The 25,755-nt window shown below is 51.9% G+C and carries 25 protein-coding genes and 2 tRNA genes; 14 read left to right on the forward strand and 13 right to left on the reverse strand.

Features of this window, described 5'->3' with window-relative positions; all coding sequences use genetic code 11:
* Nucleotides 1-29: 29 nt before the first annotated feature.
* Together BMX66_RS04720 and BMX66_RS04725 are read right to left on the reverse strand one after the other, a co-directional pair.
* Nucleotides 30-122: transfer RNA gene (locus BMX66_RS04720), tRNA-Ser, on the reverse strand.
* Between the two features lie 97 nt (nt 123-219).
* Nucleotides 220-1,449: an aspartate kinase gene (locus BMX66_RS04725; RefSeq protein ID WP_090878823.1), complete on the reverse strand. Its 1,230-nt coding sequence runs from the start codon at nt 1,447-1,449 to the stop codon at nt 220-222.
* Between the two features lie 409 nt (nt 1,450-1,858).
* On the opposite strand from BMX66_RS04725, the gene BMX66_RS04735 reads away from it, so the two are divergent.
* A complete protein-coding gene (locus BMX66_RS04735) occupies nt 1,859-2,143 on the forward strand; it encodes a helix-turn-helix domain-containing protein (protein WP_090878827.1) in 285 nt (94 codons plus the stop codon).
* 81 nt (nt 2,144-2,224) lie between these two features.
* Here BMX66_RS04735 and BMX66_RS04740 read toward each other — a convergent pair whose 3' ends face one another.
* Complete coding sequence (locus tag BMX66_RS04740; RefSeq protein WP_255398812.1) at nt 2,225-3,085, reverse strand: radical SAM protein; 861 nt, start codon at nt 3,083-3,085, stop codon at nt 2,225-2,227.
* A gap of 16 nt (nt 3,086-3,101) precedes the next feature.
* On the opposite strand from BMX66_RS04740, the gene queD reads away from it, so the two are divergent.
* The 3 genes from queD to BMX66_RS04755 all read left to right on the forward strand — a co-directional run bounded on the left by queD (nt 3,102) and on the right by BMX66_RS04755 (nt 5,613).
* The gene (gene queD / locus BMX66_RS04745) at nt 3,102-3,563 is read left to right on the forward strand and encodes a 6-carboxytetrahydropterin synthase QueD (RefSeq protein WP_090878829.1); all 462 of its coding nucleotides are present in this window, start codon (nt 3,102-3,104) and stop codon (nt 3,561-3,563) included.
* Nucleotides 3,564-3,701: 138 nt separating this feature from the next.
* Nucleotides 3,702-4,178, forward strand: coding sequence for a peroxiredoxin (locus BMX66_RS04750; protein ID WP_090879885.1), 477 nt, complete (start codon nt 3,702-3,704; stop codon nt 4,176-4,178).
* Entirely contained in the window at nt 4,168-5,613 is a 1,446-nt protein-coding gene (locus BMX66_RS04755; protein ID WP_090878831.1) for a PhoH family protein, read from the forward strand. Before BMX66_RS04750 ends, BMX66_RS04755 begins: the two co-directional genes overlap by 11 nt.
* A 75-nt stretch (nt 5,614-5,688) precedes the next feature.
* Here BMX66_RS04755 and dnaB read toward each other — a convergent pair whose 3' ends face one another.
* The 7 genes from dnaB to rnr all read right to left on the reverse strand — a co-directional run bounded on the left by dnaB (nt 5,689) and on the right by rnr (nt 11,904).
* Nucleotides 5,689-7,077: a replicative DNA helicase gene (gene dnaB, locus BMX66_RS04760; RefSeq protein ID WP_090878833.1), complete on the reverse strand. Its 1,389-nt coding sequence runs from the start codon at nt 7,075-7,077 to the stop codon at nt 5,689-5,691.
* Between the two features lie 122 nt (nt 7,078-7,199).
* Nucleotides 7,200-7,655, reverse strand: a complete 456-nt coding sequence (gene rplI, locus BMX66_RS04765; protein ID WP_090878836.1) for a 50S ribosomal protein L9 — start codon at nt 7,653-7,655, stop codon at nt 7,200-7,202.
* 11 nt (nt 7,656-7,666) lie between these two features.
* Nucleotides 7,667-7,951, reverse strand: coding sequence for a 30S ribosomal protein S18 (gene rpsR, locus BMX66_RS04770; RefSeq protein WP_090878838.1), 285 nt, complete (start codon nt 7,949-7,951; stop codon nt 7,667-7,669).
* A 34-nt stretch (nt 7,952-7,985) separates the two neighbouring features.
* Nucleotides 7,986-8,282: a primosomal replication protein N gene (gene priB / locus BMX66_RS04775; protein WP_090878840.1), complete on the reverse strand. Its 297-nt coding sequence runs from the start codon at nt 8,280-8,282 to the stop codon at nt 7,986-7,988.
* A gap of 13 nt (nt 8,283-8,295) precedes the next feature.
* Nucleotides 8,296-8,673, reverse strand: coding sequence for a 30S ribosomal protein S6 (rpsF, locus tag BMX66_RS04780; RefSeq protein WP_090878842.1), 378 nt, complete (start codon nt 8,671-8,673; stop codon nt 8,296-8,298).
* A 196-nt stretch (nt 8,674-8,869) separates the two neighbouring features.
* Nucleotides 8,870-9,613, reverse strand: a complete 744-nt coding sequence (rlmB, locus tag BMX66_RS04785; protein WP_090878844.1) for a 23S rRNA (guanosine(2251)-2'-O)-methyltransferase RlmB — start codon at nt 9,611-9,613, stop codon at nt 8,870-8,872.
* Between the two features lie 86 nt (nt 9,614-9,699).
* On the reverse strand, nt 9,700-11,904 hold the full coding sequence (gene rnr / locus BMX66_RS04790) for a ribonuclease R (RefSeq protein WP_090878846.1): 2,205 nt from the start codon (nt 11,902-11,904) through the stop codon (nt 9,700-9,702).
* 58 nt (nt 11,905-11,962) lie between these two features.
* On the opposite strand from rnr, the gene BMX66_RS04795 reads away from it, so the two are divergent.
* From BMX66_RS04795 to BMX66_RS04820, 6 genes are all read left to right on the forward strand, one after another.
* Nucleotides 11,963-12,049: transfer RNA gene (locus BMX66_RS04795), tRNA-Leu, on the forward strand.
* A gap of 499 nt (nt 12,050-12,548) precedes the next feature.
* The gene (locus BMX66_RS04800) at nt 12,549-12,965 is read left to right on the forward strand and encodes a hypothetical protein (RefSeq protein ID WP_143058197.1); all 417 of its coding nucleotides are present in this window, start codon (nt 12,549-12,551) and stop codon (nt 12,963-12,965) included.
* Nucleotides 12,966-13,154: 189 nt separating this feature from the next.
* Complete coding sequence (locus tag BMX66_RS04805) at nt 13,155-13,955, forward strand: PEP-CTERM/exosortase system-associated acyltransferase (RefSeq protein WP_090878850.1); 801 nt, start codon at nt 13,155-13,157, stop codon at nt 13,953-13,955.
* 147 nt (nt 13,956-14,102) lie between these two features.
* Entirely contained in the window at nt 14,103-14,552 is a 450-nt protein-coding gene (locus BMX66_RS04810) for a hypothetical protein (RefSeq protein WP_369826955.1), read from the forward strand.
* Nucleotides 14,533-15,753 carry a porin gene (locus tag BMX66_RS04815; RefSeq protein WP_090878852.1) on the forward strand — a complete coding sequence of 407 codons (1,221 nt, stop codon included), beginning with the start codon at nt 14,533-14,535 and terminating at the stop codon, nt 15,751-15,753. The genes BMX66_RS04810 and BMX66_RS04815 overlap by 20 nt, the downstream gene beginning before the upstream one ends.
* Before the next feature lie 11 nt (nt 15,754-15,764).
* Nucleotides 15,765-18,680, forward strand: coding sequence for a bifunctional diguanylate cyclase/phosphodiesterase (locus BMX66_RS04820; RefSeq protein ID WP_090878854.1), 2,916 nt, complete (start codon nt 15,765-15,767; stop codon nt 18,678-18,680).
* 139 nt (nt 18,681-18,819) lie between these two features.
* On the opposite strand, the gene aroC is transcribed toward BMX66_RS04820, so the two are convergent.
* A complete protein-coding gene (gene aroC / locus BMX66_RS04825; protein WP_090878856.1) occupies nt 18,820-19,992 on the reverse strand; it encodes a chorismate synthase in 1,173 nt (390 codons plus the stop codon).
* Nucleotides 19,993-20,064: 72 nt separating this feature from the next.
* Between aroC and BMX66_RS04830 the strand changes: the two genes are divergently transcribed.
* Nucleotides 20,065-20,256 carry a hypothetical protein gene (locus BMX66_RS04830; RefSeq protein ID WP_255398813.1) on the forward strand — a complete coding sequence of 64 codons (192 nt, stop codon included), beginning with the start codon at nt 20,065-20,067 and terminating at the stop codon, nt 20,254-20,256.
* Nucleotides 20,253-21,254 carry a zinc-dependent alcohol dehydrogenase family protein gene (locus tag BMX66_RS04835; protein ID WP_090878860.1) on the forward strand — a complete coding sequence of 334 codons (1,002 nt, stop codon included), beginning with the start codon at nt 20,253-20,255 and terminating at the stop codon, nt 21,252-21,254. The genes BMX66_RS04830 and BMX66_RS04835 overlap by 4 nt, the downstream gene beginning before the upstream one ends.
* A 49-nt stretch (nt 21,255-21,303) precedes the next feature.
* Here BMX66_RS04835 and BMX66_RS04840 read toward each other — a convergent pair whose 3' ends face one another.
* Nucleotides 21,304-22,806 (reverse strand): M17 family metallopeptidase, encoded by a 1,503-nt coding sequence (locus tag BMX66_RS04840; protein WP_090878862.1) that lies wholly within the window; start codon nt 22,804-22,806, stop codon nt 21,304-21,306.
* A gap of 141 nt (nt 22,807-22,947) precedes the next feature.
* Between BMX66_RS04840 and BMX66_RS04845 the strand changes: the two genes are divergently transcribed.
* Nucleotides 22,948-23,742, forward strand: coding sequence for a thymidylate synthase (locus BMX66_RS04845; protein WP_090878864.1), 795 nt, complete (start codon nt 22,948-22,950; stop codon nt 23,740-23,742).
* Nucleotides 23,739-24,308, forward strand: coding sequence for a dihydrofolate reductase (locus BMX66_RS04850; protein ID WP_090878866.1), 570 nt, complete (start codon nt 23,739-23,741; stop codon nt 24,306-24,308). Before BMX66_RS04845 ends, BMX66_RS04850 begins: the two co-directional genes overlap by 4 nt.
* A gap of 88 nt (nt 24,309-24,396) precedes the next feature.
* Here the strand turns inward: BMX66_RS04850 and BMX66_RS04855 are convergent, their stop codons facing one another.
* Complete coding sequence (locus BMX66_RS04855) at nt 24,397-25,572, reverse strand: type III PLP-dependent enzyme (protein WP_090878868.1); 1,176 nt, start codon at nt 25,570-25,572, stop codon at nt 24,397-24,399.
* Between the last annotated feature and the right edge of the window lie 183 nt (nt 25,573-25,755).

Raw genomic sequence — 25,755 nt, forward strand, 5'->3', positions numbered from 1 at the left:
AGTTTGCAAAGGTCAATAGTAGGACGCAGTGGCGGAGAGAGAGGGATTCGAACCCTCGATAAGCTTTTTGAGCCTATACTCCCTTAGCAGGGGAGCGCCTTCGACCACTCGGCCATCTCTCCGCAAACCCACACTAGGATAGCGGTTTACAACTCTTCGGTCAAACGATGGATTGTGAGCAATATATGGTATATCCGGCCGAACACGATGCTTCGTGATTCAGGATACCTGGTCCAGTTCAAACACCTTATGCAACACGCGCACGGCGAGTTCCATATATTTCTCGTCCACTACCACAGAGATCTTTATTTCGGAGGTGGAAATCATTTGAATATTGATGCCTTCTTCCGCCAGGGCGCGAAACATCTTGCTGGCAATGCCGACATGCGATCGCATTCCGACACCCACTGCCGATACCTTCGCTATTCTCTCCCCGCCAATGACACCCCGTGCGCCAATGTGGGCCTGCACCTGATTTTCCAGAATATCCATGGTCCTGGCGAATTCACTGCGATTTATGGTAAACGAAAAGTCAGTCAAACCATCATGGCCGACGTTCTGAATGATCATGTCCACGTCAATATTGGCATCAGCCACCGGGCCGAGAATCTGATAAGCAATACCCGGGCGGTCCGGCACGCCCAGCACGGTAATCTTGGCCTCGTCGCGATTGAATGCGATGCCTGAAATAATCGCTCGCTCCATGTTCTCTTCTTCCTCGAAAGTAATCAGGGTGCCCTCGCCTTCTTCTTCGAAACTGGACAACACCCGCAATTTGACCTTGTACTTTCCCGCGAATTCGACCGAACGAATTTGCAGCACCTTCGAACCCAGGCTCGCCATTTCAAGCATTTCCTCGAAGGTAACGGTCTTGAGTCTGCGAGCTTCGGGCACGATACGCGGGTCGGTTGTATAAACGCCATCCACGTCGGTATAAATCTGGCACTCATCGGCTTTAAGCGCTGCCGCTAGCGCAACAGCTGTGGTATCAGACCCGCCGCGGCCAAGAGTCGTGATGCTGCCGGTTTCGTCCATTCCCTGGAAACCGGCGACCGCCACTACATATCCCGCGTTGAGATCAGCACGTATTTTATCCTCGTCGATTCTGAGGATGCGCGCTTTGGTGTAGGCGTTGTCGGTCAGTATCCGCACCTGGGCTCCGGTATAGCTCTTCGCTTTGATGCCCAGATCCATCAGTGCCATCGACAGCAGCGCAACGGAAACCTGCTCACCGGTTGAAACCATAACATCGAGTTCACGCGGTTCCGGATGAGCCTGGAATTCCCTCGCCAAGGCAATGAGGCGATTGGTTTCTCCGCTCATAGCCGAAACCACCACTACGACCTGATGGCCATGCGATTGAAATTTTGCTATGCGGCGGGCGACATTTTTAATGCGCTCGGTGCTGCCTACCGATGTACCACCGTATTTTTGAACAATAAGTGTCACGATTACCGACGCTTTCCATGTTGATAACAATGAACCTGTCCGGCAAAACAGGTTATATGCCGGATCAATTTAGTACAGTGAGCGGCTAAAATTTAGTACAGTAAGCAGCTAAAATTAATAATTGCCTGAGGAAATATGAATTCCACATTCGGATTTTACCTCATAACCGAAAAGAAAATCGGGGAACCGCCGAACAAAATCCCATAGAACGTGTATTGCCGCTATATCCAGAACCTTATCCAGAGATTCCCGAATATGCAATATGATAAGCACCGGAGCTGGGATAATTCTGGCAGAAACCGGAAAGCAAGGCGCTAATACTTGCATAGAATAAAAAAACAAATTAAATTTATGTATGTGCAATAATCCTATAACATAACCCTAACTAATAACCTATTGAGAGCTGATCATGAAACTCTTCGAAGAAATATCCAATCCTCGTGAAATCCGTCGCAAGTTGGGTCTTAATCAGCATGACTTCTGGAGCAAGGTCGGCGTCACTCAAAGCGGCGGTTCCCGTTATGAGAGCGGACGAAATATGCCAAGGCCGGTAAGGGAGCTTGTACGGCTCGTGCATATTGAGCACATCGATCTAACAAAAATCAGAAAAGACGATCTGGCTGTAGCCGCATTGCTGAAAAGTCAGGATCCCGAGCGGTACAAGAGCCTGAAGAAAGCTGCCAAAGCGAAGTAACTGACAAGCAACGACCCCACCGTCGCTATCGTCTTCGTTGAGTATCAACTGGAGAATCGAGTAGGCAAGAAAAACTGCAAATCACGGATTAAGCCTGACAGCGAGTCCGAGAGCCTCGATTTTTGCTGAAAACGCCTCCATCCACTCCCTGCTGATTTTTGTGAGCCTCGGTGCCTCCGGTTGCATGGATGGACGCGCAAGGCCATATAGCAGCACACCCTGGAGTGGGACTCCCTCCCGCAAAATCTCTTCTATGAATGTCAGATATGCGTCTGATTCCGTCCCGGTCGGCGGCGCATTATCGTTTTGAAACACACATGTTTGCAGCCAGGTAGGACATAGGGACGCGGCTAGTTGAAGATTATTACGCATTTTCTTCAAACTCATCCGGGTGTTGTTGATGCGCTGCCTGCCTTCGCGGGTGGCACTGTCCAGTTTGAACCAGACCTCGCCGTTAAGCGCCGCCATGCGGCGCAATCCCTCTTGCACGCCGGGCCTGTCTATCAGACTGCCATTGGTGATCAGCACCAGTTTAAGTCCCTCAGGCAGATCGTAATCGGCTTTGACGCGCGTGATCAGTTCCACCACCTGTTCGAATTCTCGAGCGCTGGTAGGCTCACCGTTACCCGAAAACGCGATGTCATTGATGCGCCGTGCTTCCGGCGGTACATGCATCCGCATGAAGCTGCCGTATAGAATTTCATTCAGAAACGTACCCAGTTCCGTTTCGAGCTTGGCAAGATCAATCGCCGGGGCAGTACCGCGCTTGAGTTCCGGAACCTGGCAATAGATACAACGCCAATTGCAGGCATTGTTGGGATTAAGATTGATACCTATCGAAACGCCGCCGGCGCGGCGCGACACCACGGGGTAGATGTAGGTCATTCCCGCAATGTCCCGGCTGTGGTCGGCGATATGCAATAGTTTAGAAGTTCGCTGCAATGTTACAATTCCCATAATGTTAATCACACGCAGGCTGGAATTCGATGCCGGCCATCGCATACCTTCCCATAATAGCAAATGCCGTCACTTGCACGGGCATCGCTACGCTATTGAAATTACCCTGTCGGGCAACATTATCAATGAGGCGGGCGTCTCGGAGCAAGGAATGGTCATGGATTATTCGGAAGTCAAACGCATTGCCAACACCGCGCTGGTTGATAAATGGGACCACGCATTCCTCGTGTATTCCGAAGACGCAAGGTTACTGGAATTCCTTCAATCCCTGGAAGGCCATAAAACAGTAGTGCTGGATACGCCGCCTACAGCCGAAAATCTCTCTCTCGCCGCATTCCGTATACTCGATGCAGCTTATCAGGATACTTATGGGAACCACCTCAGGCTGGAGCAGGTACGATTGTTTGAAACGCCTAACTGCTGGGCGGATGCAGTGCGAGGACAGATTATATCGTCTAGGTAAAAGACGATTGTCCGGCCTACGAGGTTTGCGACCCAGCTTTTCTATAAGGTCCTGACATTTGCTTTATGCCATCTTTTTGTTAACATGAAAAATGAAAATATCCCGCAAGCAAGTATTTTTAAAAACGAGTCTTTTTCCATGCTAAATCAACCCGTTCCTGATTTTGAGCTTCCTTCCACCAATAATAAGACTTTCCGTTTATCCACAGCCTCCGGAAAAAATCTCGTAATTTATTTTTATCCCAAGGACAACACGCCCGGTTGCACTACCGAGGGCCAGGAGTTTCGTGATGCTTACACTGAATTCACCAAACTCGGCTGCGATATTGTGGGTATCTCGCGAGACAGCATCAAATCGCATGAAAATTTCAAGATGAAGATGGATTTCCCTTTTGAGCTGTTGAGTGATGCCGACGAAACGGCTTGCAAGCTGTTCGACGTCATGAAGATGAAAAACATGTACGGCAAGCAGGTCCGTGGCATCGACCGCAGTACCTTCGTGGTCGATGCGAAGGGAATATTGCGGAGAGAATGGCGAGGAGTCAAAGTAACCGGCCATGTTCAGGAAGTGCTGGAGTTCGTGAAAACCTTGCCCAGAGAAAGTCATGAGTTCTAGAAAACCAGTCTCTCCCCGAGCTTCTTCCGTTTCCACAATCACGCATTTGCGAACCAACCCCAAGCTATTCGTGCTCGACAGCAATGTGCTGATGCATGATCCCACCAGCCTGTTCCGTTTTCAGGAGCACGATGTTTATATTCCCATGGTCATCCTCGAAGAGCTCGACAATAACAAGAAAGGAATGTCGGAAGTCGCTCGAAACGCCCGCCAAACCAGCCGTTTTCTGGACGAGATCGTCAGCAGTGCAATAACCGACATTGATGAGGGTATCCCGTTGCAACCGCACGGCAGCAAGAGCGCAACCGGCAGGCTGTTCCTTCAGACACAGGCAATCAGCAGTGTTTTGCCAATGCGGCTGGCTAGCGGCAGTGCCGATAATCAAATTATCGGCGTGGTGAAATTCCTGCACGAGACCTATCAGAACCGGACTGTTGCACTGGTTTCCAAAGACATCAACATGCGTATCAAGGCGCGCGCGCTGGGACTGGCGGCTGAGGATTATTTCAATGACAAGGTCCTGGAGGATACTGATCTTCTCTTTTCAGGAATACAGGAATTACCGGCGGATTTCTGGGACAAGCACAGCAAGGAAATGGAATCATGGCAGCAATCCGGTTCTACGTTCTATCGTGTAAATGGGCCGCTATGCGCGAACTTCCTGGTCAATCAGTTCGTTTATCTGGAGCACGACAAGCCGTTCTATGCCCAGGTCAAAGAGAACAGCGGCAGAACCGCCGTTCTGCAAACTCTCAAGGAATATACGCACCATAAGAACAACGTCTGGGGCATCACCGCACGCAACCGTGAGCAGAATTTTGCCCTGAATCTGCTGATGAACCCGGATGTCGATTTTGTCACGCTGCTGGGACAGGCCGGTACAGGCAAAACTTTGCTTACGCTTGCGGCCGGCCTGATGCAAACGCTCGAGCACAAGGTTTACTCCGAAATCATCATGACGCGTGTTACAGTGCCGGTAGGTGAGGATATCGGTTTTCTGCCAGGCACCGAAGAAGAAAAGATGACGCCGTGGATGGGTGCGCTGGAAGACAATCTGGATGTACTCAACAAGACGGACAGTAGCGCCGGAGAATGGGGGCGCGCCGCAACGCTTGATCTGATCCGCTCGCGTATCAAGATAAAGTCGCTTAACTTCATGCGCGGCCGAACTTTCCTCAACAAGTTTCTGATAATCGATGAGGCGCAGAACCTTACGCCCAAGCAGATGAAGACACTCATTACCCGCGCTGGTCCCGCGACCAAGGTGGTGTGTCTGGGCAATATTGCCCAGATAGACACGCCTTATCTGTCCGAAGGAAGTTCAGGATTGACTTATGTGGTGGATCGGTTCAAGGGGTGGAACCACAGCGGGCACGTAACCCTGCAGCGCGGCGAACGCTCCAGGCTGGCGGATTATGCGGCGGAGGTACTGTAAACGAAACGGTTGCGTTCCTGAATATTGCATGCACCCGTCAAGCGTCGATACACGCGGGGTTGATTCAGGCGTTCTCTAGTAATGCCCCGATTTGGCGTAGCTCTCAAACCTGGTGTATTCGCCCAGGAAGGTAAGATCGACTTTCCCAATCGGCCCGTTCCGCTGCTTGCCTATGATGATCTCGGCGATTCCCTTGTCCTGCGTATCGGGATTGTAGACTTCGTCCCGATAGATGAAAAGAATCAGATCCGCATCCTGTTCGATGGCGCCGGATTCGCGCAAATCCGACATCACCGGGCGCTTGTTGGGGCGCTGCTCCAGGCTGCGATTCAATTGCGACAGCGCGACGACGGGCACCTGGAGTTCCTTTGCCAGCGCTTTGAGCGAACGCGATATTTCGGAAATCTCTGTCGCCCGGTTCTCGCCCTGGCCCGAAGCGGACATTAGCTGTAAATAATCCACCACGATCAATCCCAGTTCGCCGTGCTGACGATGAAGCCGTCGAGCTCGCGCTCTCAATTCCAGCGCATTCAATGCCGCGCTTTCGTCAATAAAAAGGGGCGCATCGCTCAGCTTGCCCAGAGCATGAGTCAGTTTGGACCAATCCTCGTCCTGCAAGCGTCCAGTCCGCACCTTATGTTGATCCAGGCGTCCCACGGAGCCCAGCATCCGCATTGCCAGTTGCGCACCGCCCATTTCCATGCTGAACACCGCGACCGGCTTTTCCAGCATCAGTGCGACATGTTCCGCGATATTAAGCGAGAAGGCGGTCTTGCCCATGGACGGCCTGCCGGCGACAATAACCAGATCACCCGGTTGAAAGCCGGACGTTTTCTGGTCGAGATCATGAAATCCGGTAGCGATTCCAGTGACATCGCTGGGATTATCCTGGTTGTAGAGTGTCTCTATACGCTCCACGACCTGCTTGAGGAGTGGCTGAATATCGACAAAGCCCTGCTTTCCCCGTGCTCCCGCCTCGGCAATCTCAAACACCCTGGCTTCGGCTTCGTCCAGCAGATTCGCCGCGGAACGCCCAGCCGGATTATACGCAGAGTCGCAGATTTCCGAACCGATCTGAGCAAGCTTGCGCATCACTGCCCGTTCACGCACGATTTCCGCATAGCGCCGGATGTTGGCTGCGGACGGAGTGTTTTGAACGATCACCCCGACGTAAGCCAATCCACCTGCGTTTTGCAGTTCGGCTGATATTTCGAGTGACTCGGCAACTGTCACCACGTCCGCGGGTTTGCTGTGCTCAACCAGCTTGCAGATATGGCGATAAATGAGCCGATGATCCTGCCGGTAAAAATCATCCTCGGTGATGACGTCAGCTATCTTGTCCCAGGCATAATTATCAAGCATCAGCCCGCCTAGTACAGATTGCTCCGCTTCAACCGAATGCGGCGGCATTTTGTAGGATTCAAGCGCCTGGTCGTTGGTGGCCGCGGTGAGGAATTGAGCCATGGGGGATCCAGTTGATGTTACAAAGTCGATAAGGATTTTACCATCCGGGCGAGATGACGATATGGGAAAAACGAAAAAGGGCTGTCTACAGCCCTTTTATCGTTTGCTGAATGGAACCGATTTCAGGAAGCGGCTTCGCCCAAAACGGAGACCACAATGTTTGCCAGTACCTCGCTGTGCAATGCAATAGTCACCGGATGGTCCCCCACCTGCTTTAGCGATCCTTGAGGCATACGTATCATTGATCGCTCAATCTCGAAGCCCTGGGCTTTCAGCGCCTCCTCGATATCAGCGTTAGTAACCGAACCAAACAGTTTGCCATCTACCCCGGCTTTCTGGGTAATCTGCACCATCAAGCCGTCCAGTTTGGCTGCACGAGCCTGAGCGGCAGCCAATACTTCCGACTGGGTTTTTTCCAATTCCGCTCGCTTTGCCTCGAACTCGGCAATAGCCGCCTGCGTTGCCCGCTTTGCCTTGCCTTTCGGAATAAGGAAATTTCGTGCGTATCCGTTTCTTACTTTGACAACATCGCCCAACTGGCCGAGGTTGACAACTTTTTCCATCAGTATGATCTGCATATTATCGCTCCTCAGTGCAAATCGGTGTAAGGAAGCAATGCGAGAAAGCGCGCACGCTCTACAGCGGTGCTCAGCTGGCGCTGATAACGCGATTTGGTTCCGGTAATGCGGGCAGGAATGATTTTGCCATTTTCGTTGATGAAGTCTTTCAACAACTCGATATCCTTGTAATCCACCGTCTTTATGCCTTCCGCAGTGAAACGGCAGAATTTCCTGCGCTTGAATAATGGGCGGCTGGCCTTTTTGTCCTTGTCTTTGTCCTTGCCATCCTTACGTCTTGATGTAAAACGAGCCATAATTTTTTTCCTGTCCTTTAAATGATATCTGCATTTAAATAAAATCGATCTTGTTCACGTGCAACACCAGTTGCAAACTCATGCGGCTTTTTTTTGCCAGAAAACCGGCCAGCTTCACCATCGTGCCCGGCGTTATGCCGGCGATGGTTTCAGCCATCTGCGCCAGCGCCACTGCGGGAATCTCGCACTCCACCTGACGCGGTTTACCTGCTTCGATTTGACGCGAGACGTGACTGATCCTGAGGTCAGCTACGGCTACGCCTGCTGGCGTGTATCGCAAACCGCCGATATCGACAAGCTTGCCGCAAATTACAGTCTGGTTACAGTTCAATTAACCTGCCAGTTCAGGTTGCAAGCGTGGTTTCTTTAAGCTCCTCGGTTGCCGGCGAAGCGGGCCTGGCCTTTTCCTCGCGCATCATCGGTGACGGAGCAGTGACCGGTCCATCCATCTTGATGGTGAGATGACGCAATATCGCGTCGTTGAACTTGAATGCATGATCCAGTTCGTCCAGCGTTTCCTGATCGCATTCGATATTCATCAAAACGTAATGTGCCTTGTGAACCTTCTGGATCAGGTAGGTGAGCTGGCGGCGTCCCCAGTCTTCCAGGCGATGAACCTGGCCATTCCTGGCCGTGACTATGCCGCGGTATCGCTCGATCATTGCGGGAACCTGCTCGCTCTGATCAGGATGGACAATAAAAACGATTTCGTAATGTCGCATGCAATCTCCTTATGGGTAAAGCCTCCCGTGATGCGCAAACGGTGAGACAAGGGGTTGAAGAGGCCAGTACTATACTGAACCGGGAAAAGAATATCAATTGCAAATATTTCAAGGCGGCATCAAGAAACTGCGAATAAGTCCTGCGGGAAGCGGGACGGGAGCTTTGCGAAGGCAGATTCAGGGCCCCCAAGCGCTGTCATCCACGCGCACCGCGCTGCCGGCGTGTCTCAAACAGGCATATGCCGGCACTGACAGAGACATTAAGGCTCTCCACGCTGCCCAGCATGGGAATGGAAACAAGCTGGTCGCAGGTTTCACGTGTCAATCGGCGCATCCCTTTCCCCTCCGCGCCGAGCACCCACGCGATGGGTCCGTCAAGCCTGACGGAGTTGAGGTCGCTTTCCGCATCGGCGGTAGTACCAATTATCGAGACGCCATACTGTTTCAGTTCCCGCAAGGTACGCGCCAGATTGGTCACGGAAATATAGGGCACGGCATCGGCCGCACCACTCGCCACTTTGTGTACTGTGGCTGTGAGTCCAACAGCGCGGTCTTTCGGCGCGACCACCGCATGAACACCGAAGGCATCAGCCACCCGCAAGCACGCACCCAGGTTATGCGGGTCCTGTATGCCATCCAGGACCAGCAGCAGTGCAGGCTCGATGAGCGTGTCGAGCACGTCTTCGATATCCACATGACTGCGGGAGGCATCTATGCATGCCGCAACGCCCTGATGGCGCGCATCGCCCGCCATCGCCGCAAGCCTACCGTTATCGCATGGAATCAACCGCACGTCCTGGGTTTCGGCAAGCTTCGCCAGATCACGCGCACGCTGGTCCCGCCGATCAGCATCAAGAAAAATCTCCTTGATGCTGGCCGAATTCTGCCGCAGGCGGCTGGTAATGGCGTGGAAGCCGAATATAAAACGAGTGTTGGACATACAAAAGAGAACAATTGAACAACTGAATGGGCCAGAATGCCGTACTCTGACCGATCAAGAACACTAGGCGATATTACGCCTCATCGCTAGCTCCTGGCTTTTGAATCCGCTGAATCCGGTCCACTATGTTCAGCCAGGACAAAATCAATCTTGCTGGATTCCAGATCGACTCGCACCAGCGTGACCCTGAGTCGGTCGCCCAGGCGGTAGCGCTTGCCGCTGCGCTCGCCCAGCAATCTATGCTTGGCGGCATCGAAATGGAAATAGTCGCTGGGCAGCTCTGAAATATGTACCAGCCCCTCCACATAAATGCCATCCAGCGCCACGAAAAGGCCAAAACCGGTTACGGCGCTGATGACGCCGTCAAAGGATTCGCCAATTCTATCCTGCATGTAATAGCATTTAAGCCATGTCTCCACATCGCGGCTGGCATCGTCCGCACGGCGCTCTGTCTGTGAGCAATGCGCGCCCAGTTCATGCCAGTTTCCGGGAGAATATACTGTATCGTTCAGCACGGCCTTGATTGCGCGGTGCACCAGCAGATCGGGGTAACGCCTGATTGGCGAAGTGAAATGGGTATAAGATTCGTATGCAAGACCAAAATGGCCAACGTTGTCCGGACTGTAAACCGCCTGACGCAAGGATCGCAGCATTACGGTCTGCAACAGTTGCGCATCCGGCCTATCCTTGATTTTGGTCAACGTCTTGGCGTAGTCCTTGGCATGGGGCTCATCGCCACCGCTTAGCTGCACACCGAATTCCTTGAGGAAATCACGCAAGGCAAGCAGCTTTTCGGGCGTGGGACCTTCGTGAATGCGATAAAGCGTAGACTGTTTGTGCTTCTGCAAGAAATCCGAGGCACATACATTGGCGGCCAGCATGCATTCCTCGATCAGACGATGGGCATCGTTGCGCTTAACGGGGAGAATACGCTCGATTTTGCCCTGATCGTTGAAAATCATCTGGGTTTCAATAGTTTCAAAATCGATTGCGCCCCGCTTGGCTCGCGCTTTCAACAACACTTTAAATAACTTGTAGAGCAGTTGGATATGCGGCAGGAGGCTTTTATATTGCTTCGCGTCCTCACCCTTGGGATTGTCCAGCATGGCCGCGACTTTGGTATACGTGAGCCGGGCGTGGGAAAACATCACCGCTGGATAGAAACGGTACTCGCGAAAATTACCCATTGCATCGAGATTGACTTCGCATACCATGCACAAACGCTCCACCTGCGGATTAAGCGAGCACAAGCCATTGGAAAGCGCTTCCGGCAGCATCGGGATTACCCGGCGAGGGAAATATATCGAGTTGCCGCGATTGAATGCCTCCTGATCGAGCGCATCACGAGGGCTCACATAGTGACTGACGTCAGCGATGGCGACATATAGTTTGTAATCCTTTCCGTCACGCTCGCAATACACAGCGTCGTCAAAGTCTCGCGCGGTTTCCCCATCTATTGTCACCAATGGCAAATGCCGGATATCCTCCCTCTCCACCAGATCTGTTTTCAGCACTTTGTCGGGGAATTTGGCGGAGCGTTTTTCCACCTCCGGCGGAAACTGATGAGGCAGATCATGTTTGCGCAAAGCAATTTCAATCTCCATTCCGGGCGCTGTATATTCACCCAGAATTTCGATGATGCGGCCAATGGGCTGGGCGTGTTTACTGGGCTGCTGGATGATTTCGACCATCACCACCTTGCCCGCCTTCGCGTTCATGGATTCTTCCCTGGGTATCAGGATATCCTGGCTGATACGTCTGTTCTCGGCCTCCACAAACAAAATTCCGTGATCGTCGTGCAGTCGCCCTACCAATTGTGTGACAGCACGTTCCAACACCTCAACAATTGTTCCTTCCCTGCGTCCGCGCCTGTCCACACCGATTTCGCGCACCATTACGCGGTCGCCATGCAGCGCCTTGTGCATTTCCTTGGCGCTCAGAAATAAATCCGGACTGTCATCGTCGGGCACCAGGAAGCCGAAACCGTCCGGATGTCCCTGAACCTTGCCCTTGATAAGGTCGAGCTTCTCGACCACACAGATATCGCCCTTCCGGTTACGCATGATCTGACCCTCGCGTAACATTGCGGAAATACGGCGACCGAAAATTTCGTGTTCTTCCTCGGCGATTTCGAGCAGGCTCTGCAGCGCTTTCTCATTTACCGGAATACCCTGCTCTTCCAGGATTTGGAGTATAAATTCTCTGCTCGGCAGCGCGTGGCCATAGCGAGCCTTTTCGCGCTCAAGCTTAGGATCCAGATCGCGGAGTTTACGTTTCTTCTTAATTGACAAAGCGATGATTTCCTATAAAATTGCGCCTCTGTCCCATATCCGGACAAGACGCACCATTGCCCAGATGGCGGAATTGGTAGACGCACTAGGTTCAGGTCCTAGCGGTGGCAACACTGTGGAGGTTCGAGTCCTCTTCTGGGCACCACTATTCAGGATACGCATTCCGCTCAAATTTTGGGGAATCCCGCATTTGCCCGGAACTCGGCCTCTTTCATTTGTGGTATCAGCTCGGGGTTAAAATTATAGCAGGCAGTACAGTCGGGTATCGATAAGAGTTGAAGACCTGTACTGTCGTGCCGACGCCGCCTGCTGTATGTGCAATTGACGATTCTGCGACAAACTCGTACCAGCTTCGATTTGGGGGGCAGAAATGCATCGGCTTGAGCAGTACCCCCTATCAATTTAGCAGCTAAACAGAAATCCTGCAGGGATAATCCCCCATTTTCCCTGAATCAGCCACAGTAGCCGATTACCGCCGATTCAAGCGATTCCTAGCTGTAAAATCTTACAGCTATGCATGAATCCCAATCCGTTGTCTCATAGCATGTTCCCCGATCAACAATAATAGATGGCTGAAAGCATGCTTCCTCCGAGAGATGAAAGCTTATGCCGCCCACCCTTCAATCTGACTCCAGGCCAACTCAATGCCCGACTATCGAAGTGTTACAGCGCGCGTTGGGCAACTTGAGTTCAGACCGCAATCCTGTCAGATCATGAGCAATGCGCTTCGTGGCCATGAAATCGCGGCGCTTCCCAAGCCCCTTATTCCGAACGTCCCACACATTATGCTGCCTCGTTATATTGGAGGCATACCCGCAGCAGCGCTGGCGGAAACAGAATCCAGCTACCCATGGCAGAAAACAGACCAGTCACGCCGCACAACTCACCCAGCAAAAATAAGCGAAAACCCAAGGCGACGCCATGCTGTGCAATCAGCGGCAAAAGATGAGACAGTTTGTGCCGTTATACCTGACAAGCCGGAAAGGAAAAAATACATTCTATTGCCAACAAAGGAAACAAGGGAACAGGGAACACGATTTGTTTTGAAATTTTTTACGTAGGGACAGCCGGGGCATTTATCGGTCCGCTTGCTCCTAGTAGTAATGACGTCTGATAAAAGCGCTTCCAACTGGAGAGAACGGTAGCCAGGCAAAGGTATTTCCGGGTCGGCCTATATGCGCTGAAGCGAATAAACAGCGGTGCGATTTCAAAATCTGCGGATTTCTATTAAAGTTACCTGAGCTGATCTAATGAATGACATAGTGGCCGCCTTTAACGAATATTTTGAAGTTATCGAAGCTGATTCCTCTGGATTATTGGACGAAGTATTTCGTCTGCGTTACCGGGTGCTGTGTATAGAGCAGCGTTTGCCAGGATTTGACGCCTCATGCTATCCCGAAGAGTACGAACGCGACAGCTATGACGACCGTTCATCTCATATTCTTCTTCGCCACCGCCCCTCCGGTGATTTTGTAGGAACTGCGCGTTTGATACTTCCAGTTCCGCTGAATCTGGAAACGCCGTTTCCTATTGAACAGCATACCCGGTTTGATCCCGCACTTTTTGATGTCAGAGCGCTTCCTCGACAACATACCGCCGAAATATCGCGCTTACTTATTGTGCGCCGATTCCGTCGACGCAGGGGGGACTGCGAAAAGTTTGGAAGTGAAATAGCTGTTGAAGGGAGCGATAGAAAAAAGCAACGTCGTTTCCCTCATCCCCTTCTGGCGCTTGTTGTTGGCATTGTACGTATGTCCGCTCGACACAATATCACACACTGCTTCTCGGTGATGGATCCCTCCCTGAACAGGTTGTTGGGCCACTACGGCATGCAATTTGATGCTATTGGACCGTTGATCGACTATCACGGCCTACGTCAACCGTACTTCATCGATTTGATCAAGATCCTGGAAAGGATTTATGTAAATAATAACGACATTTGGGAATTGATTACCAATTATGGCAATGCCTGGCCAAAGCCGACAAAACCAATTAGCCAGATATCAGTACAAAATATTAAGAAACTAGACTCCAGAATAGCGATTGCATAGAAGCAAATCGGCCTCTAACACACCGTATACATTTCAAAGATTGTCGTTGACCCTATTAGCCATTTCTCTATCAGTTATTTGGCGGGCAGTAGCTTCAGCCAGGCTTCAGTGTGCGGCCCACGAAATGATCGATCAATAATATAAATCGTGGCAATTAAAAAAAATACTGGCCGTTTTATCGTATTCGTGTGCCTGTTGCTCAGTATGCTATATGCCGTAGGCATTGCTCGGGCAACGGATCAATATGAGATCATAACCCACCCCGGCGTCACCGAAAAAACACTTTCCAAGGGTTCCTTGCGTGCCATCTTCGGCATGCGCCTGCATACGTGGTCAGATGGTACGGCCATCCGAGTGTTTGTGATGCCGGACGATACGCCTTTACACACCGCCTTTTCCAAGGAAAAGCTCAACGTCTTTCCGTACCAGCTTCGCTCAGCCTGGGACCGGCTTGTATTTTCCGGAACGGGTCAAGCGCCTTATACCGTAGCGTCCCCCGAGGAAATGCTTGCCAAGGTTGCCAGCACACCTGGGGCAATAGGCTATTTGAACAAATCCATGATGGATGGCAGAGTCAATGTACTCCATATCAAATAGCGCCTCAGTCCGTTCCCCATGGACTGTCAGGCTGGTTGTCATGCCGGCTTTCCTGTTGAGTCTTGCTGCTCAAGCGGAAAAACTGCCGCAAAACCTTCAGATACACGGGTTCGCGAGCCAGGGGTGGTTAAAGAGTTCGGAGAATAATGTTTTCGGTAAAAGCGCTTCTGATAGCGGCAGCTTTGACTTTAGAGAATTTGGGCTCAACGCTTCGATGCGCCCCCTGACCAATCTGCAGTTTTCGGCACAGATGCTATCACGCACGGCAGGCGAAGGCAGTCCCGGCAACATCCGGCTCGATTATGGATTTATTGACTACACTTTCCTCTCCGGTGAAACCAGTCAACTGGGAATACGACTGGGCAGAATGAAAAACCCGCTCGGCTTCTACAATGACACGCGTGACGTTCCCTTCACGCGGCCCAGCATACTTTTACCACAATCAATATATTTCGACCGCACACGCAAGCTCGCGATTGCTGCGGACGGCGCACATTTGTACGGTGAGCACCGCTCCAACATAGGGGTAATTTCCTTTCAGCTTGGGACGGGACGCCCGTTGGTTAGAGGCGCAGAAACCGAGGTGGCCTTCCTGGGACATGATTTTCCCGGTCACTTTACCCCGAAATTGTCATATATCGGTCGCGTAATGTACGAACTCGACGAAGGCAAACTTCGCTTCGCACTCAGCGGATCGCAGCTCAATCTAGGTTATAGCCCGGGGGTAGCGGATCTAATTCAAACGGGCACTATTCGCTTCACGCCCCTCATTTTCTCCGCTCAATATAACGCCGAGCGCTGGAGCCTCACGGCTGAATATGCGCGACGCCACCTTGAGTACAAGAATTTTGGGTTGGCTCCGCTCAACTTGGATTTCACGGGGGAGAGCTATTACCTTCAAGGCGCCTATCGTATTACCCCCGAGTGGGAAGCGATGCTGCGATACGATGTTCTGTACACCGATAGCGATGATCGTCAGGGAAAAAAATGGGCGGCCGCCACGGGACGCGCGGCGCATAATCGATTTGCCAAGGATATTACTGTCGGCCTGCGCTGGAATATCACGCCATCGTTTATGCTGCGGGCCGAATATCACCGCGTCAATGGCACCGCTTGGCTCTCGACGCTGGATAATTCAAATCCCGCTGACCGGTCTCAGCACTGGGATCTCTTTTCAATCCTCGGTTCCTACCGGTTCTAGCGATAACCCTGATGGAAAAGAATCTCCATAAAAACACTGCTCGGCTTGATGGTACGATCGATTCCGGATCACATAATTTTCTGAGCCTGAAATGGAAAGTCTTGCTGCTAAGCAGTTTGATCCTGATCGCCATTGTGGTTTCGTTCACCGGGATTATTTATGTCAGTCTGATGGATGATTTTGAGAGCCAGCGAAATGCGCAACACCGGCGTTATGCCAGTGAGGTTGAAGGTTTAATAGATCAGATTTCGAGAAATCTGCATCAGTCCGCCGAATTGATCCCTTTTCTGGAAGGAATGGGTAAAGGTCTACTGGCACATGACGGAAAAAACATCGCCGAGGCATTCGATCCGTATTGGGTGCCATTTCAGCTTACCAAGGGCTTCGAGCTGATACGTTTTTATGACAATTCGAATCAACTGCTCGCAAGCTGGGGCGCCTCCAAATCTGATACTCATGACAACGTAATGCTGAATTGGGTTCGCAAGGTCAATGCTCGAGAACAACCCATCAGCCCGCTAAGCTGCCGGCAAAGCTGTATGCAATTCGTAGCGGCGCCCTTGCTGGTAGACGGCAATAGCGTTGGCGTTGTCGTCATAGGTGCTCCGCTGGTCGACGCCGTCCTCGGGTTCAAGGATATTTCCGGGGCCGATATTGGTTTACTTATCCAGGAACCAGGCAATACGCCCAAGAGTAACGAAAAGAGAATTTCCAGTTGGGATGTCCGGATCGCGGCACACAGCAGAGAAATGAACCTTGCGATTCTCGACCAGGCCGCATTGCAATACCCGGATTTTAACCAGTTGGAGAACGGTGTTCAGGTTTTCTGGGAAAACCAGTACCTGCAAATCAAGCCGCTTTCCCTGGGAAAAATGAATGCGTCTGATAACGCGCAGTTTATAGTCGTCACCGATATTACCTCCACCATCCACACCATTCAAAGTTCCACACAGCAGAATATGATAATAGGGCTGGTGGGACTCGTACTCTCGGAGCTGCTATTATTTGTCATACTTACCAGGCCACTCTCGCGGCTCAAACACATTGTCTTTACGTTGCCGCTCCTGGCCCGCAGCAGTTTCAAGAATTTCCGCCTGGAGCTTCATTCCGTCGGCCAGAAACGATGGTTAAAAGATGAAATCGATATGCTCGATGAAACAGCGGCGGCCCTGTCTTTTCAACTCGAGAAACTTGAAGATCAGGTCGCCGACCGGACCGCGATATTGGCGAGAAAAATGGAGGAATTAAGCAAGGAGAGGGATTTCATCACAAATCTGCTTGATATCGCGCAAGTGATCGTGATCACACAGAACGCGGACGGCGAAATTCTTACGCTTAACGCGCACGGGGAAACACTTATTCAATATACGGAAAAAGAGCTTCAAGGAACACAATTCCTCGATCTTCTTACTCTTGACGGAGATCTGCGCGATCTTCCAGGCCATCTGGAGGAAGTACGTTCTGAACGAAGAGACCAATTACGCCACGAAGCCAATGTCTTGTGCAAGGATGCATCGATAAGGCATATCCTCTGGCTGCATTCCCGCCTCACGCGACACGCTGAGGACGACCCTGCGATGCTATCGGTAGGTCTGGATATGACCGAACATAAGCGGACGGAGGGTCGACTGGCCTGGCTGGCCGACCATGATCCATTGACCGATTTATTCAACCGGCGCCGCTTTCAGGAAGAACTGGAGCAGATGCTGAATCTGGCTGCGCGCTACAAGCATTCCGGCGCATTGCTCTTTTTCGACCTGGATCAATTCAAGTATATAAACGATACGAGCGGCCACCAGGCTGGAGATGCCCTGCTGAAGATGGTCGCCCGCATGTTGCTTGGCAGCATTCGCAGTGTCGATATACTGGGGCGGCTGGGCGGCGATGAATTTGCCGTGATACTACCTCAAACCACCCCCGAGGGAGCGATAGAAGTCGCGAAAAATGCGCTTGCTTGCCTGAATCAGGGAAAGATCGCGATAAACAGCCGAACGCATAAAGCTTCCGCCAGCGTTGGTATTGCCCTTTTTCCCGAACACGGAAACAACGTGCATGATCTACTGGCGGCAGCTGATCTGGCCATGTACCAGGCCAAGGAAGCAGGACGAGGCGGCTGGCATCTGTTCTCCAATGAGGAGAAGACCCGCGAACGCATGCACACCCTCGTGTATTGGAAAGAAAAGATCGAGTATGCGCTCTTGCATGAACGGTTCCTGTTTTATTTCCAGCCTATCATGCATATCCCGGACAAGACCATCGACCATTACGAGGTACTGCTGCGCATGCTCGATGATGACGGAACCATACTTGCTCCTCACTTTTTTATACCCGCAGCGGAACAGACTGGCCTTATTCATGCCATCGATCATATGGTGTTACGGAAATCCATTGCACAATCGGCGGAAATCCAGCACCGGGGCCACCGTGTCCGTTTTTCCATAAACCTGTCAGCTCACGCATTTCATGATCCGGAGTTATTACCGATGTTGAGGGAGGCGTTCACTCAATATAACGCGGATCCTTCGAACTTCATGTTTGAAATAACCGAGACAGCGGCATTGGAAGATTTGCCTGCCGCAAGGAAACTCATGGAAATGATCAGAACACTAGGCTGCAGTTTTACCCTGGATGATTTTGGTGTCGGCTTCTCCTCCTTCTATTACATAAGACAACTACCGATTGACGTTGTGAAGATCGATGGTTCGTTTATACGAAACCTGGCCGATAGCCCCGACGATCAAATTCTGGTAAAAGCCTTATGTGATGTGGCAAGAGGATTTGGCAAGAAAACAACGGCCGAGTTCGTTGAGAACGCTGCAACGCTATCCATTCTGGAGGAAATGCAGATAGATTATGCACAAGGTTTTTTGATAGGATTACCCATGCCCGCTTGTGATTCGCCATTCAAGGATTTTCTGCAGACCTAAGCTGACCTTGCGTTCGGGCACTTCGGACACGAATGCTGGAGCAATACCGGGTGGATACGCGGTTAAACCGGAAAATGCGCGTAAACTGCTCCTGCCGGGCGTAGTGTGGAGGGTAAGGAATGAGGGATGAAGGTGAGCCTCAAGCCTCATCGGGGTCAGGGTTTTCCGTCAATTCCGGCCTTTCCCTGGCATTGGACGAACTTCTGCCTTGAGGCCCGACCCTGCCTGGAATTTTTGGCGTTGTGCACACCACGTCTGCATTTTGCGCACGGTGACGCAAGGCATGATCCATCAGAACCAGGGCCAGCATTGCCTCGGCGATAGGGGTGGCGCGGATACCCACGCACGGATCGTGCCTGCCATGCGTTTCCACTACGGCCGGTTTGCCAGCCTTGTCTATCGAGCGTCGTCCAAGACGGATGCTCGATGTCGGTTTAACCGCAATGTTCACGACGATATCCTGACCCGTGGAAATTCCTCCCACTATGCCGCCCGCATTGTTGCTCAGGAATCCTTCCGGTGTGATCTCGTCGGAATGCTCGGTGCCCTTCTGGGACACAGCAGCGAACCCGGCACCAATTTCTACACCTTTTATCGCATTGATGCTCATCATGGCGTAAGCGATCTCCGCATCCAGGCGATCATATACGGGCTCGCCCCAGCCTACCGGAACGCCTTCTGCCACTACACAAATTTTTGCACCGACGGAATCACCGGATTTGCGCAGCTTATCCATGAATTCTTCCAGACCGGGCACCAGATCTGGGTCAGGGGCAAAAAATGGGTTCTGGCGTACTGCGTCCCATTGTTTGAACGGGATCTCCACCGGCCCTAACTGGGCCATAAAACCACGTATTACAACGCCATATTTTGTATGGAGCCATTTCCTGGCAATAGCGGCTGCCGCTACCCGCACTGCCGTTTCGCGCGCGGAGGAACGTCCGCCGCCTCGGTAATCGCGTATCCCGTATTTTTGCCAGTAAACATAGTCTGCATGTCCTGGACGAAAGGTATCCATGATTTTGCTGTAATCCTTGCTGCGCTGGTCTTCGTTGCGGATCAGCAGCGCAATGGGCGTACCTGTAGTCCTGCCCTCGAACACCCCGGAAAGGATTTCCACCGTGTCTGATTCGCGCCGCTGGGTTACGTAGCGCGACGTACCAGGCTTGCGTCGGTCCAGATCCTGCTGGATATCCTCAGTAGATAACTCCATTCCCGGCGGGCAGCCATCGACAACGCAACCGATGGCGGGGCCATGAGATTCTCCAAAAGAAGTAACACAAAAAAGCTTCCCGAGGGTATTGCCGGACATTTTATTTTTCTCGCAAAATCAAGGCTTGAAGTTTAACATATCCTTCATACCCGCTATTTTCACAATGATCCGATGATGGAGAAACCTGATCCCGACAAGATAAAAGGTCCCGGCGGTTTGACCTTACGCCAGATTCATGAACAGGTAAAACTGAGCACAGTTCGTGATCGAGAGGAAAGCGCGCAGGATAAAGCCGAGCATGCGATCAGCCGGTGGCAGCGGTTTAGCCGATATATCCGGCGCAAGAATAAAGGAAAACCATGAGAGCTGTTCTGATGAATGCGCCGGGGGAACCGGATGTCCTGGCAACTGCGGATATCCCCATACCTGTTCTGATCGGTCCATCAAGCGTGCTGGTAAAGCTGCATGCCGCAGGCGTGAATCCGATAGATACGAAGGTACGCAAGCTCAATATGTACTATCCGGATAAGCTGCCCTCGGTTCTGGGTTGCGACGGTGCAGGGATAGTGGAAGCGGTGGGTAGTTCAGTCACGCGTGTACGTCCGGGTGATGAGGTATTTTTTTTTAATAATGGCCTGGGCGGCGCACCGGGAACGTACGCCGAATACACGGTGGTGCAGGAAGACTATCTGGTATTGAAACCGGGAAATCTCTCCATGCTGGAAGCTGCGGGTATACCGCTGGCGCTGATCACAGCGTGGGAAGCGTTGGTAAATCGCGGCGATTTGAGGGACGGCCAATCCACGTTGATACACGCTGGGGCGGGTGGCGTTGGCCATATTGCGATTCAGCTTGCCGGTTACTTTAATGCACGAATCGCCACCACCGTCTCAAATTCCCTGAAGGCCGAGCTTGTACGATCACTGGGCGTCGAACTGGCGATCGACTATAGTCGACAGGATTTTGTTGAAGCCACGTTGAACTGGACGGATGGCCTGGGCGTGAGACTGGTAATGGATACGGTGGGTGGTGAAACGTTTTGCAGATCCTTTGCTGCAACCCGGCTGTATGGCCACGTGGTCACGCTGCTCTCGACTTCATGCGACATCCAGCACACCAATACGGCACGGCTGCGCAATCTGTGTATCGGTTACGTGCAAATGGCGGCCCCTCTCTATTTCGGCTTGCACCCTGCGCGTGTCATGCAGACACGGATACTTGAGCACGGGGCGAAACTGTTCGAGCAGGGCATCCTCAAGGTTCATGTTGGTCTTGCACTACCACTGGAGAAGGCTGCGGAGGCACACCGACTGATAGAAGCAGGACATACCACCGGCAAGATAGTGCTGCAAATTGTTTGATCAGGCGATAAACTCGGCCCCAGGTTTATCTATCAGTCAGCCTACCCGGCTAGGCCTGCAACTCGCGTAACATCTCGACTCCCCACGCCACGCCAAAGCCAGTGACATCACTACCCACCGCGCCCAGCCCTCCCTTGTTGTTGCTGGAGGAGAGATCCATATGCAACCAGGGTATGTCATCCACAAACCGGTTGAGAAAGCGAGCAGCGAGAATATGATCCGCGTCGCCGTCCAGGGTGCACTGCTTGATGTCGGCAATCTTGCTTTCCAGTTCCACATCGTAGTCGGTATCCAGGGGAAATGCATAGACTCTCTCGCCAGTGGATTTCCCCGCTGTTAATGCCTTCCCTATCAGGTCCTCCCGATTGCTTAAAATCCCGCTGTAGTGGGATCCAAGCGCCACGTGCATGCTCCCGGTCAACGTCGCAAAATCGATCATTACATCGGGCTTCTGCTTTGCGGCCAGCGTCAACGTGTCCGCCAGCACCATTCGTCCTTCAGCATCCGTATGAATAATCTCGATAGTGGTGCCGTTTAGAGCGGTTATGACATCGTTCTGCTTGTAAGCACGCGGGCCAATATGGTTCTGGGCGATGGCGAGCCAGCAATCGATATTTAACGGCAGATTGGCACGAGTTGCAGCCAACAGGAGGCCCAGCGCGACAGCCGAACCGTTCATATCCTCGTGCATGCCGTGCATGTGGCGGGCCGGTTTCAAATTGTGGCCCCCGGTATCGAAGCAGATGCCTTTTCCCACCAGAGCGACCGTTTTGTTCGCGCTTTTGACGCACCGTCGCAAATGCACGATAGCGGCATCCTCCGGATCACTGCCTTGAGCCACGGCAACAAATGCACCCGCGCCCATTTTACGCAATGCCTTGACATCGAAATCCTGATACTTCCACCCTTCGCTGACGGCCAGTTTTTTGATTTGCTTGCGATAAAGCTCCGGTGTCAATTCGTTGGGCGGCAATATTGTCAGTTCACGCGTGAGTAGATTGCCTTCCGCTTTGGCATGCAGCAACGCAAAATTATCCGGTTCCTTATATCCATGCAGCACGATTCGAGCGAGCGGCTGCGCCCGCGCGTTCTTGTTTCCTGTTTTCCGTAAAGGCAACGCCGGTCCATTAACCCAGGCGGCATATACCGCCAATTGCGCAAAGGCGCGCTTTTGACTGTTATCGCCATAAATTGCAAGATGTATTTCCGCCGGATTTTCTTCCAGCAACAAATGCACGGCTTTGCGCACCGATGTTTGTTGCTCGAACAGAGATTTGCTCAAATCCACCGTCACCCAAACGCATAAAGTACCACTTTCGAGATTTGCTGCCAGCGGGGTATCGCCAATTTCTCCAGGCTGCATCTTGCGCCTCGACAGCAGGACTTCCAGAATGCCTTTACCCAGAAAATCCAGCTTAGTCGAAAGCTTAACCGATGGCTTATCCGATGGCTTCCCGGTTGAAACATCGGCCTGCGGCAGCATTACCAGAATGTGCGTTGCCTTGACAGATGGACTTACGGGTAAAGCATTTTGTTTCAATGACGCGAGCATCAGCCTACCTCAAATCACAATTATGGAAAATGATACTATAATACATTTGATTCTTTTAGATTCGCCAATACAGTTTCGCTGATCCGGGCTTTTCAATTATCGCTCCTTATCTTTTCTATCGCTGCTCCTCATCCACCCTCAATGCGCCAGTACCTTGAACTCATGCAACACGTGCTCGACCACGGACACAGGAAATCAGATCGCACAGGCACCGGTACGCTTTCCATATTCGGATACCAGATGCGTTTCGACTTATCCGAAGGCTTTCCGCTGGTGACCACGAAGAAATGCCATTTGAAGTCCATCATCCACGAACTGCTATGGTTTTTACGCGGCGATACCAATATCCAATACCTCAAGGACAATGGCGTTTCCATCTGGAATGAATGGGCCGACGAGAACGGCGACCTGGGCCCGATATATGGCCGCCAGTGGCGATCCTGGCCAAGCATGGGCGGAGGCAATATTGATCAAATTACGCAAATAATCGAACAGATCAGGAATACCCCGGATTCACGGCGTATGATAGTTTCATCCTGGAACGTGAGCGAATTACAGGAGATGAAATTGGCGCCATGCCATGCCTTGTTTCAATTTTACGTGGTTGATGGCAAGCTTTCCTGCCAGCTTTATCAGCGCAGCGCCGACATCTTCCTTGGTGTGCCATTCAACATCGCCTCCTATGCCCTGCTTACTTTGATGGCAGCACAAAGTTGTCGCTTGAGACCGGGCGATTTCGTGCATACATTTGGCGATGCACACCTTTACCTGAACCATCTGACGCAGGCACGAGAACAATTAAGCCGTAAACCGAGAGCCCTGCCGGTGATGAAATTGAATCCGGCAATCACGGGCATTTTTGATTTCGGGTACGAAGATTTCAGGCTGGAAGGTTATGATCCTCATCCAGCCATTTCGGCGCCGGTGGCGGTATGACCACGCAACTCTCCGCTTTGGCAGCGGTGGCAAAGAATCGCGTGATGGGCAAGGACAATAGCTTGCCGTGGCGGTTGCCGCCGGATCTGAAGCACTTCAAGGCGCTCACCATGGGGCATCGCATTATCATGGGACGTAAAACGTATGAGTCCATCGGCAAGCCGCTTCCGGGGCGCACGTGTATTATCGTTACAAGCCAGACAGAATATAAAGTCCCGGGCGCCATCGTCGTGAACTCGATAGCGGAAGCATTGAGAGCTTGTGAGGACGACAGACAAAACCAGGATCCACATGCTGCGGCGGATGATTCCGAAAGCTTTGTTATTGGCGGCGCTGAAATATTCCGGCAAATATTGCCGCTGTGCGACAGATTATATATTACGGAGATTCAGAGAGATTTCGATGGGGATGTATTATTTCCGGAATTCGACCACGAAGAATGGAGCGAAACCTCGCGTGAAAAATACTGCTGGGGGGATGAGAACGGGTTGGAATACCATTTCGTGGTATATGACCGGAAAACAGGTAAAGGAACTTATCGTGGCGGCTATTCCGGATCACTTTGAAAAATAAATGGGCGAAGGGCCATTCCCGGCGGAGGCCATTCCTTGGCCTCCGCCCATTTTTTATTTTGCAATTGGCATTACGGAGTCGTTACACAACGACCACGTCCGGTAACGGAAATCCGTTGAAATTGCTGGCGTACGCGGTAGTATAAGCCCCTGCATTCGGGATATAGATGAAATCACCCTCCTCGATATCTTCCGGCAGCATTTCGTCCCGCATGAGAATGTCCACTGAATCGCAGGTTGGTCCGCCCACGGACCAGGGAATATTCTGTCCCTTGCGGTCGGAAAGAATTTCATAACGCAGACCCTCTGTAACCTCGATCACGCCGCCGAACATGCCCGCATCCCAATACATCCAGCGTTTGCCATTGCGCGTTGCCGTACCGACTACCCGGCAGACAAAATAAGCCGCATCCGACACAAGGTAACGTCCCGGCTCGGCCATGACGCGAATTTCTTTCGGCAAGTCCGCAATCGCCTCATTTACAACGTCTGCTATTATTTCTATCGATGGAATAGGCTTGACATGACGTACCGGATACCCACCGCCGATATTGAGTAAACGCGGGTTCAAGCCAACTCTGCGCATGTCGGCAAAAACCTTTTTGGCCCGTTCGATACCCACTCGCCAGTTCTGTGGATTACGGCACTGCGAACCCACATGGAAAGTCACGCCCGCCAGATCGGCATTGAGTTTTGCCGCTTCGCTGACGATGCCGTCGATCTCGGCGGTATGCGTACCAAATTTACCTGCCAGCGGCCAATCACTGCCGATGTTGGGCGTATCAATGCGCAAATACATTTTTGCATCGGGCTTGACGCTCGCGATTTTACGCAACTCCTCGACGCTGTCCAGCACATACCATTCCACGCCCTTGGACGCGGCATATTCCAGATAGGCACGTGACTTCATCGGGTTGCTGTAATAAATCTCCGCAGCGGGCACGCCCAGGCTAAGCAGGAGATCCAGTTCCGAAATCGAGGCGATTTCAAATCCAACACCTTCTTCGATCATCGTTCTCAGTACGCGCGGATCCGGATTTGCCTTGACCGCATAGTGCGGCTGCACCTGTGGCATGGCTGCTTTGAACCGGCGGGCTTTATTGCGAATGATATCGGTGTCAACCAGCAGGAAGGGCTTGCTGTAGCCTTTTTTCAAGACTGCCTGGACATGTTCAAAATCCAGTCTGACTTCGGGATGGGTGTCGAATACTTCTTCGGCTTCTACGTCGCGCCGTAGAGCGGTGGTACGCATTTGCATGAGAGTCTTCCTTTCTGAAGGAGGCACTACGTTACGGGAGTGTGAATGTTTACCAGATCAGCGGGCGCGAAATAGTTTGCTTTGCTTGTCATGATGACCTCCTGTTCCTTATTTAATTGCACGTGAAAAAAAAGCGGATTATAGACGTGATTCCGCTGGAATCAAGCGTTTTTTTCGAATGAA

The organism is Nitrosovibrio sp. Nv6, from assembly GCF_900110495.1.
In the GTDB taxonomy this organism is placed as follows: Bacteria; Pseudomonadota; Gammaproteobacteria; order Burkholderiales; family Nitrosomonadaceae; genus Nitrosospira.

What these genes read in the sequence shown, in the direction of transcription:
- aroC (WP_090878856.1), bottom strand. Translation starts at nt 19,992, where the DNA reads ATGTCCGGCAATACCCTCGGGAAGCTTTTTTGTGTTACTTCTTTTGGA.
- BMX66_RS04800 (WP_143058197.1), top strand. Translation starts at nt 12,549, where the DNA reads ATGCCCGACTATCGAAGTGTTACAGCGCGCGTTGGGCAACTTGAGTTC.
- BMX66_RS04735 (WP_090878827.1), top strand. Translation starts at nt 1,859, where the DNA reads ATGAAACTCTTCGAAGAAATATCCAATCCTCGTGAAATCCGTCGCAAG.
- BMX66_RS04750 (WP_090879885.1), top strand. Translation starts at nt 3,702, where the DNA reads ATGCTAAATCAACCCGTTCCTGATTTTGAGCTTCCTTCCACCAATAAT.
- BMX66_RS04855 (WP_090878868.1), bottom strand. Translation starts at nt 25,572, where the DNA reads ATGCAAATGCGTACCACCGCTCTACGGCGCGACGTAGAAGCCGAAGAA.
- rlmB (WP_090878844.1), bottom strand. Translation starts at nt 9,613, where the DNA reads ATGTCCAACACTCGTTTTATATTCGGCTTCCACGCCATTACCAGCCGC.
- BMX66_RS04830 (WP_255398813.1), top strand. Translation starts at nt 20,065, where the DNA reads ATGATGGAGAAACCTGATCCCGACAAGATAAAAGGTCCCGGCGGTTTG.
- rpsF (WP_090878842.1), bottom strand. Translation starts at nt 8,673, where the DNA reads ATGCGACATTACGAAATCGTTTTTATTGTCCATCCTGATCAGAGCGAG.
- BMX66_RS04755 (WP_090878831.1), top strand. Translation starts at nt 4,168, where the DNA reads ATGAGTTCTAGAAAACCAGTCTCTCCCCGAGCTTCTTCCGTTTCCACA.
- BMX66_RS04850 (WP_090878866.1), top strand. Translation starts at nt 23,739, where the DNA reads ATGACCACGCAACTCTCCGCTTTGGCAGCGGTGGCAAAGAATCGCGTG.
- dnaB (WP_090878833.1), bottom strand. Translation starts at nt 7,077, where the DNA reads ATGGCTCAATTCCTCACCGCGGCCACCAACGACCAGGCGCTTGAATCC.
- BMX66_RS04805 (WP_090878850.1), top strand. Translation starts at nt 13,155, where the DNA reads ATGAATGACATAGTGGCCGCCTTTAACGAATATTTTGAAGTTATCGAA.
- BMX66_RS04845 (WP_090878864.1), top strand. Translation starts at nt 22,948, where the DNA reads ATGCGCCAGTACCTTGAACTCATGCAACACGTGCTCGACCACGGACAC.
- queD (WP_090878829.1), top strand. Translation starts at nt 3,102, where the DNA reads ATGTTAATCACACGCAGGCTGGAATTCGATGCCGGCCATCGCATACCT.
- BMX66_RS04815 (WP_090878852.1), top strand. Translation starts at nt 14,533, where the DNA reads ATGTACTCCATATCAAATAGCGCCTCAGTCCGTTCCCCATGGACTGTC.
- BMX66_RS04835 (WP_090878860.1), top strand. Translation starts at nt 20,253, where the DNA reads ATGAGAGCTGTTCTGATGAATGCGCCGGGGGAACCGGATGTCCTGGCA.
- BMX66_RS04840 (WP_090878862.1), bottom strand. Translation starts at nt 22,806, where the DNA reads ATGCTCGCGTCATTGAAACAAAATGCTTTACCCGTAAGTCCATCTGTC.
- rpsR (WP_090878838.1), bottom strand. Translation starts at nt 7,951, where the DNA reads ATGGCTCGTTTTACATCAAGACGTAAGGATGGCAAGGACAAAGACAAG.
- rplI (WP_090878836.1), bottom strand. Translation starts at nt 7,655, where the DNA reads ATGCAGATCATACTGATGGAAAAAGTTGTCAACCTCGGCCAGTTGGGC.
- BMX66_RS04820 (WP_090878854.1), top strand. Translation starts at nt 15,765, where the DNA reads ATGGAAAAGAATCTCCATAAAAACACTGCTCGGCTTGATGGTACGATC.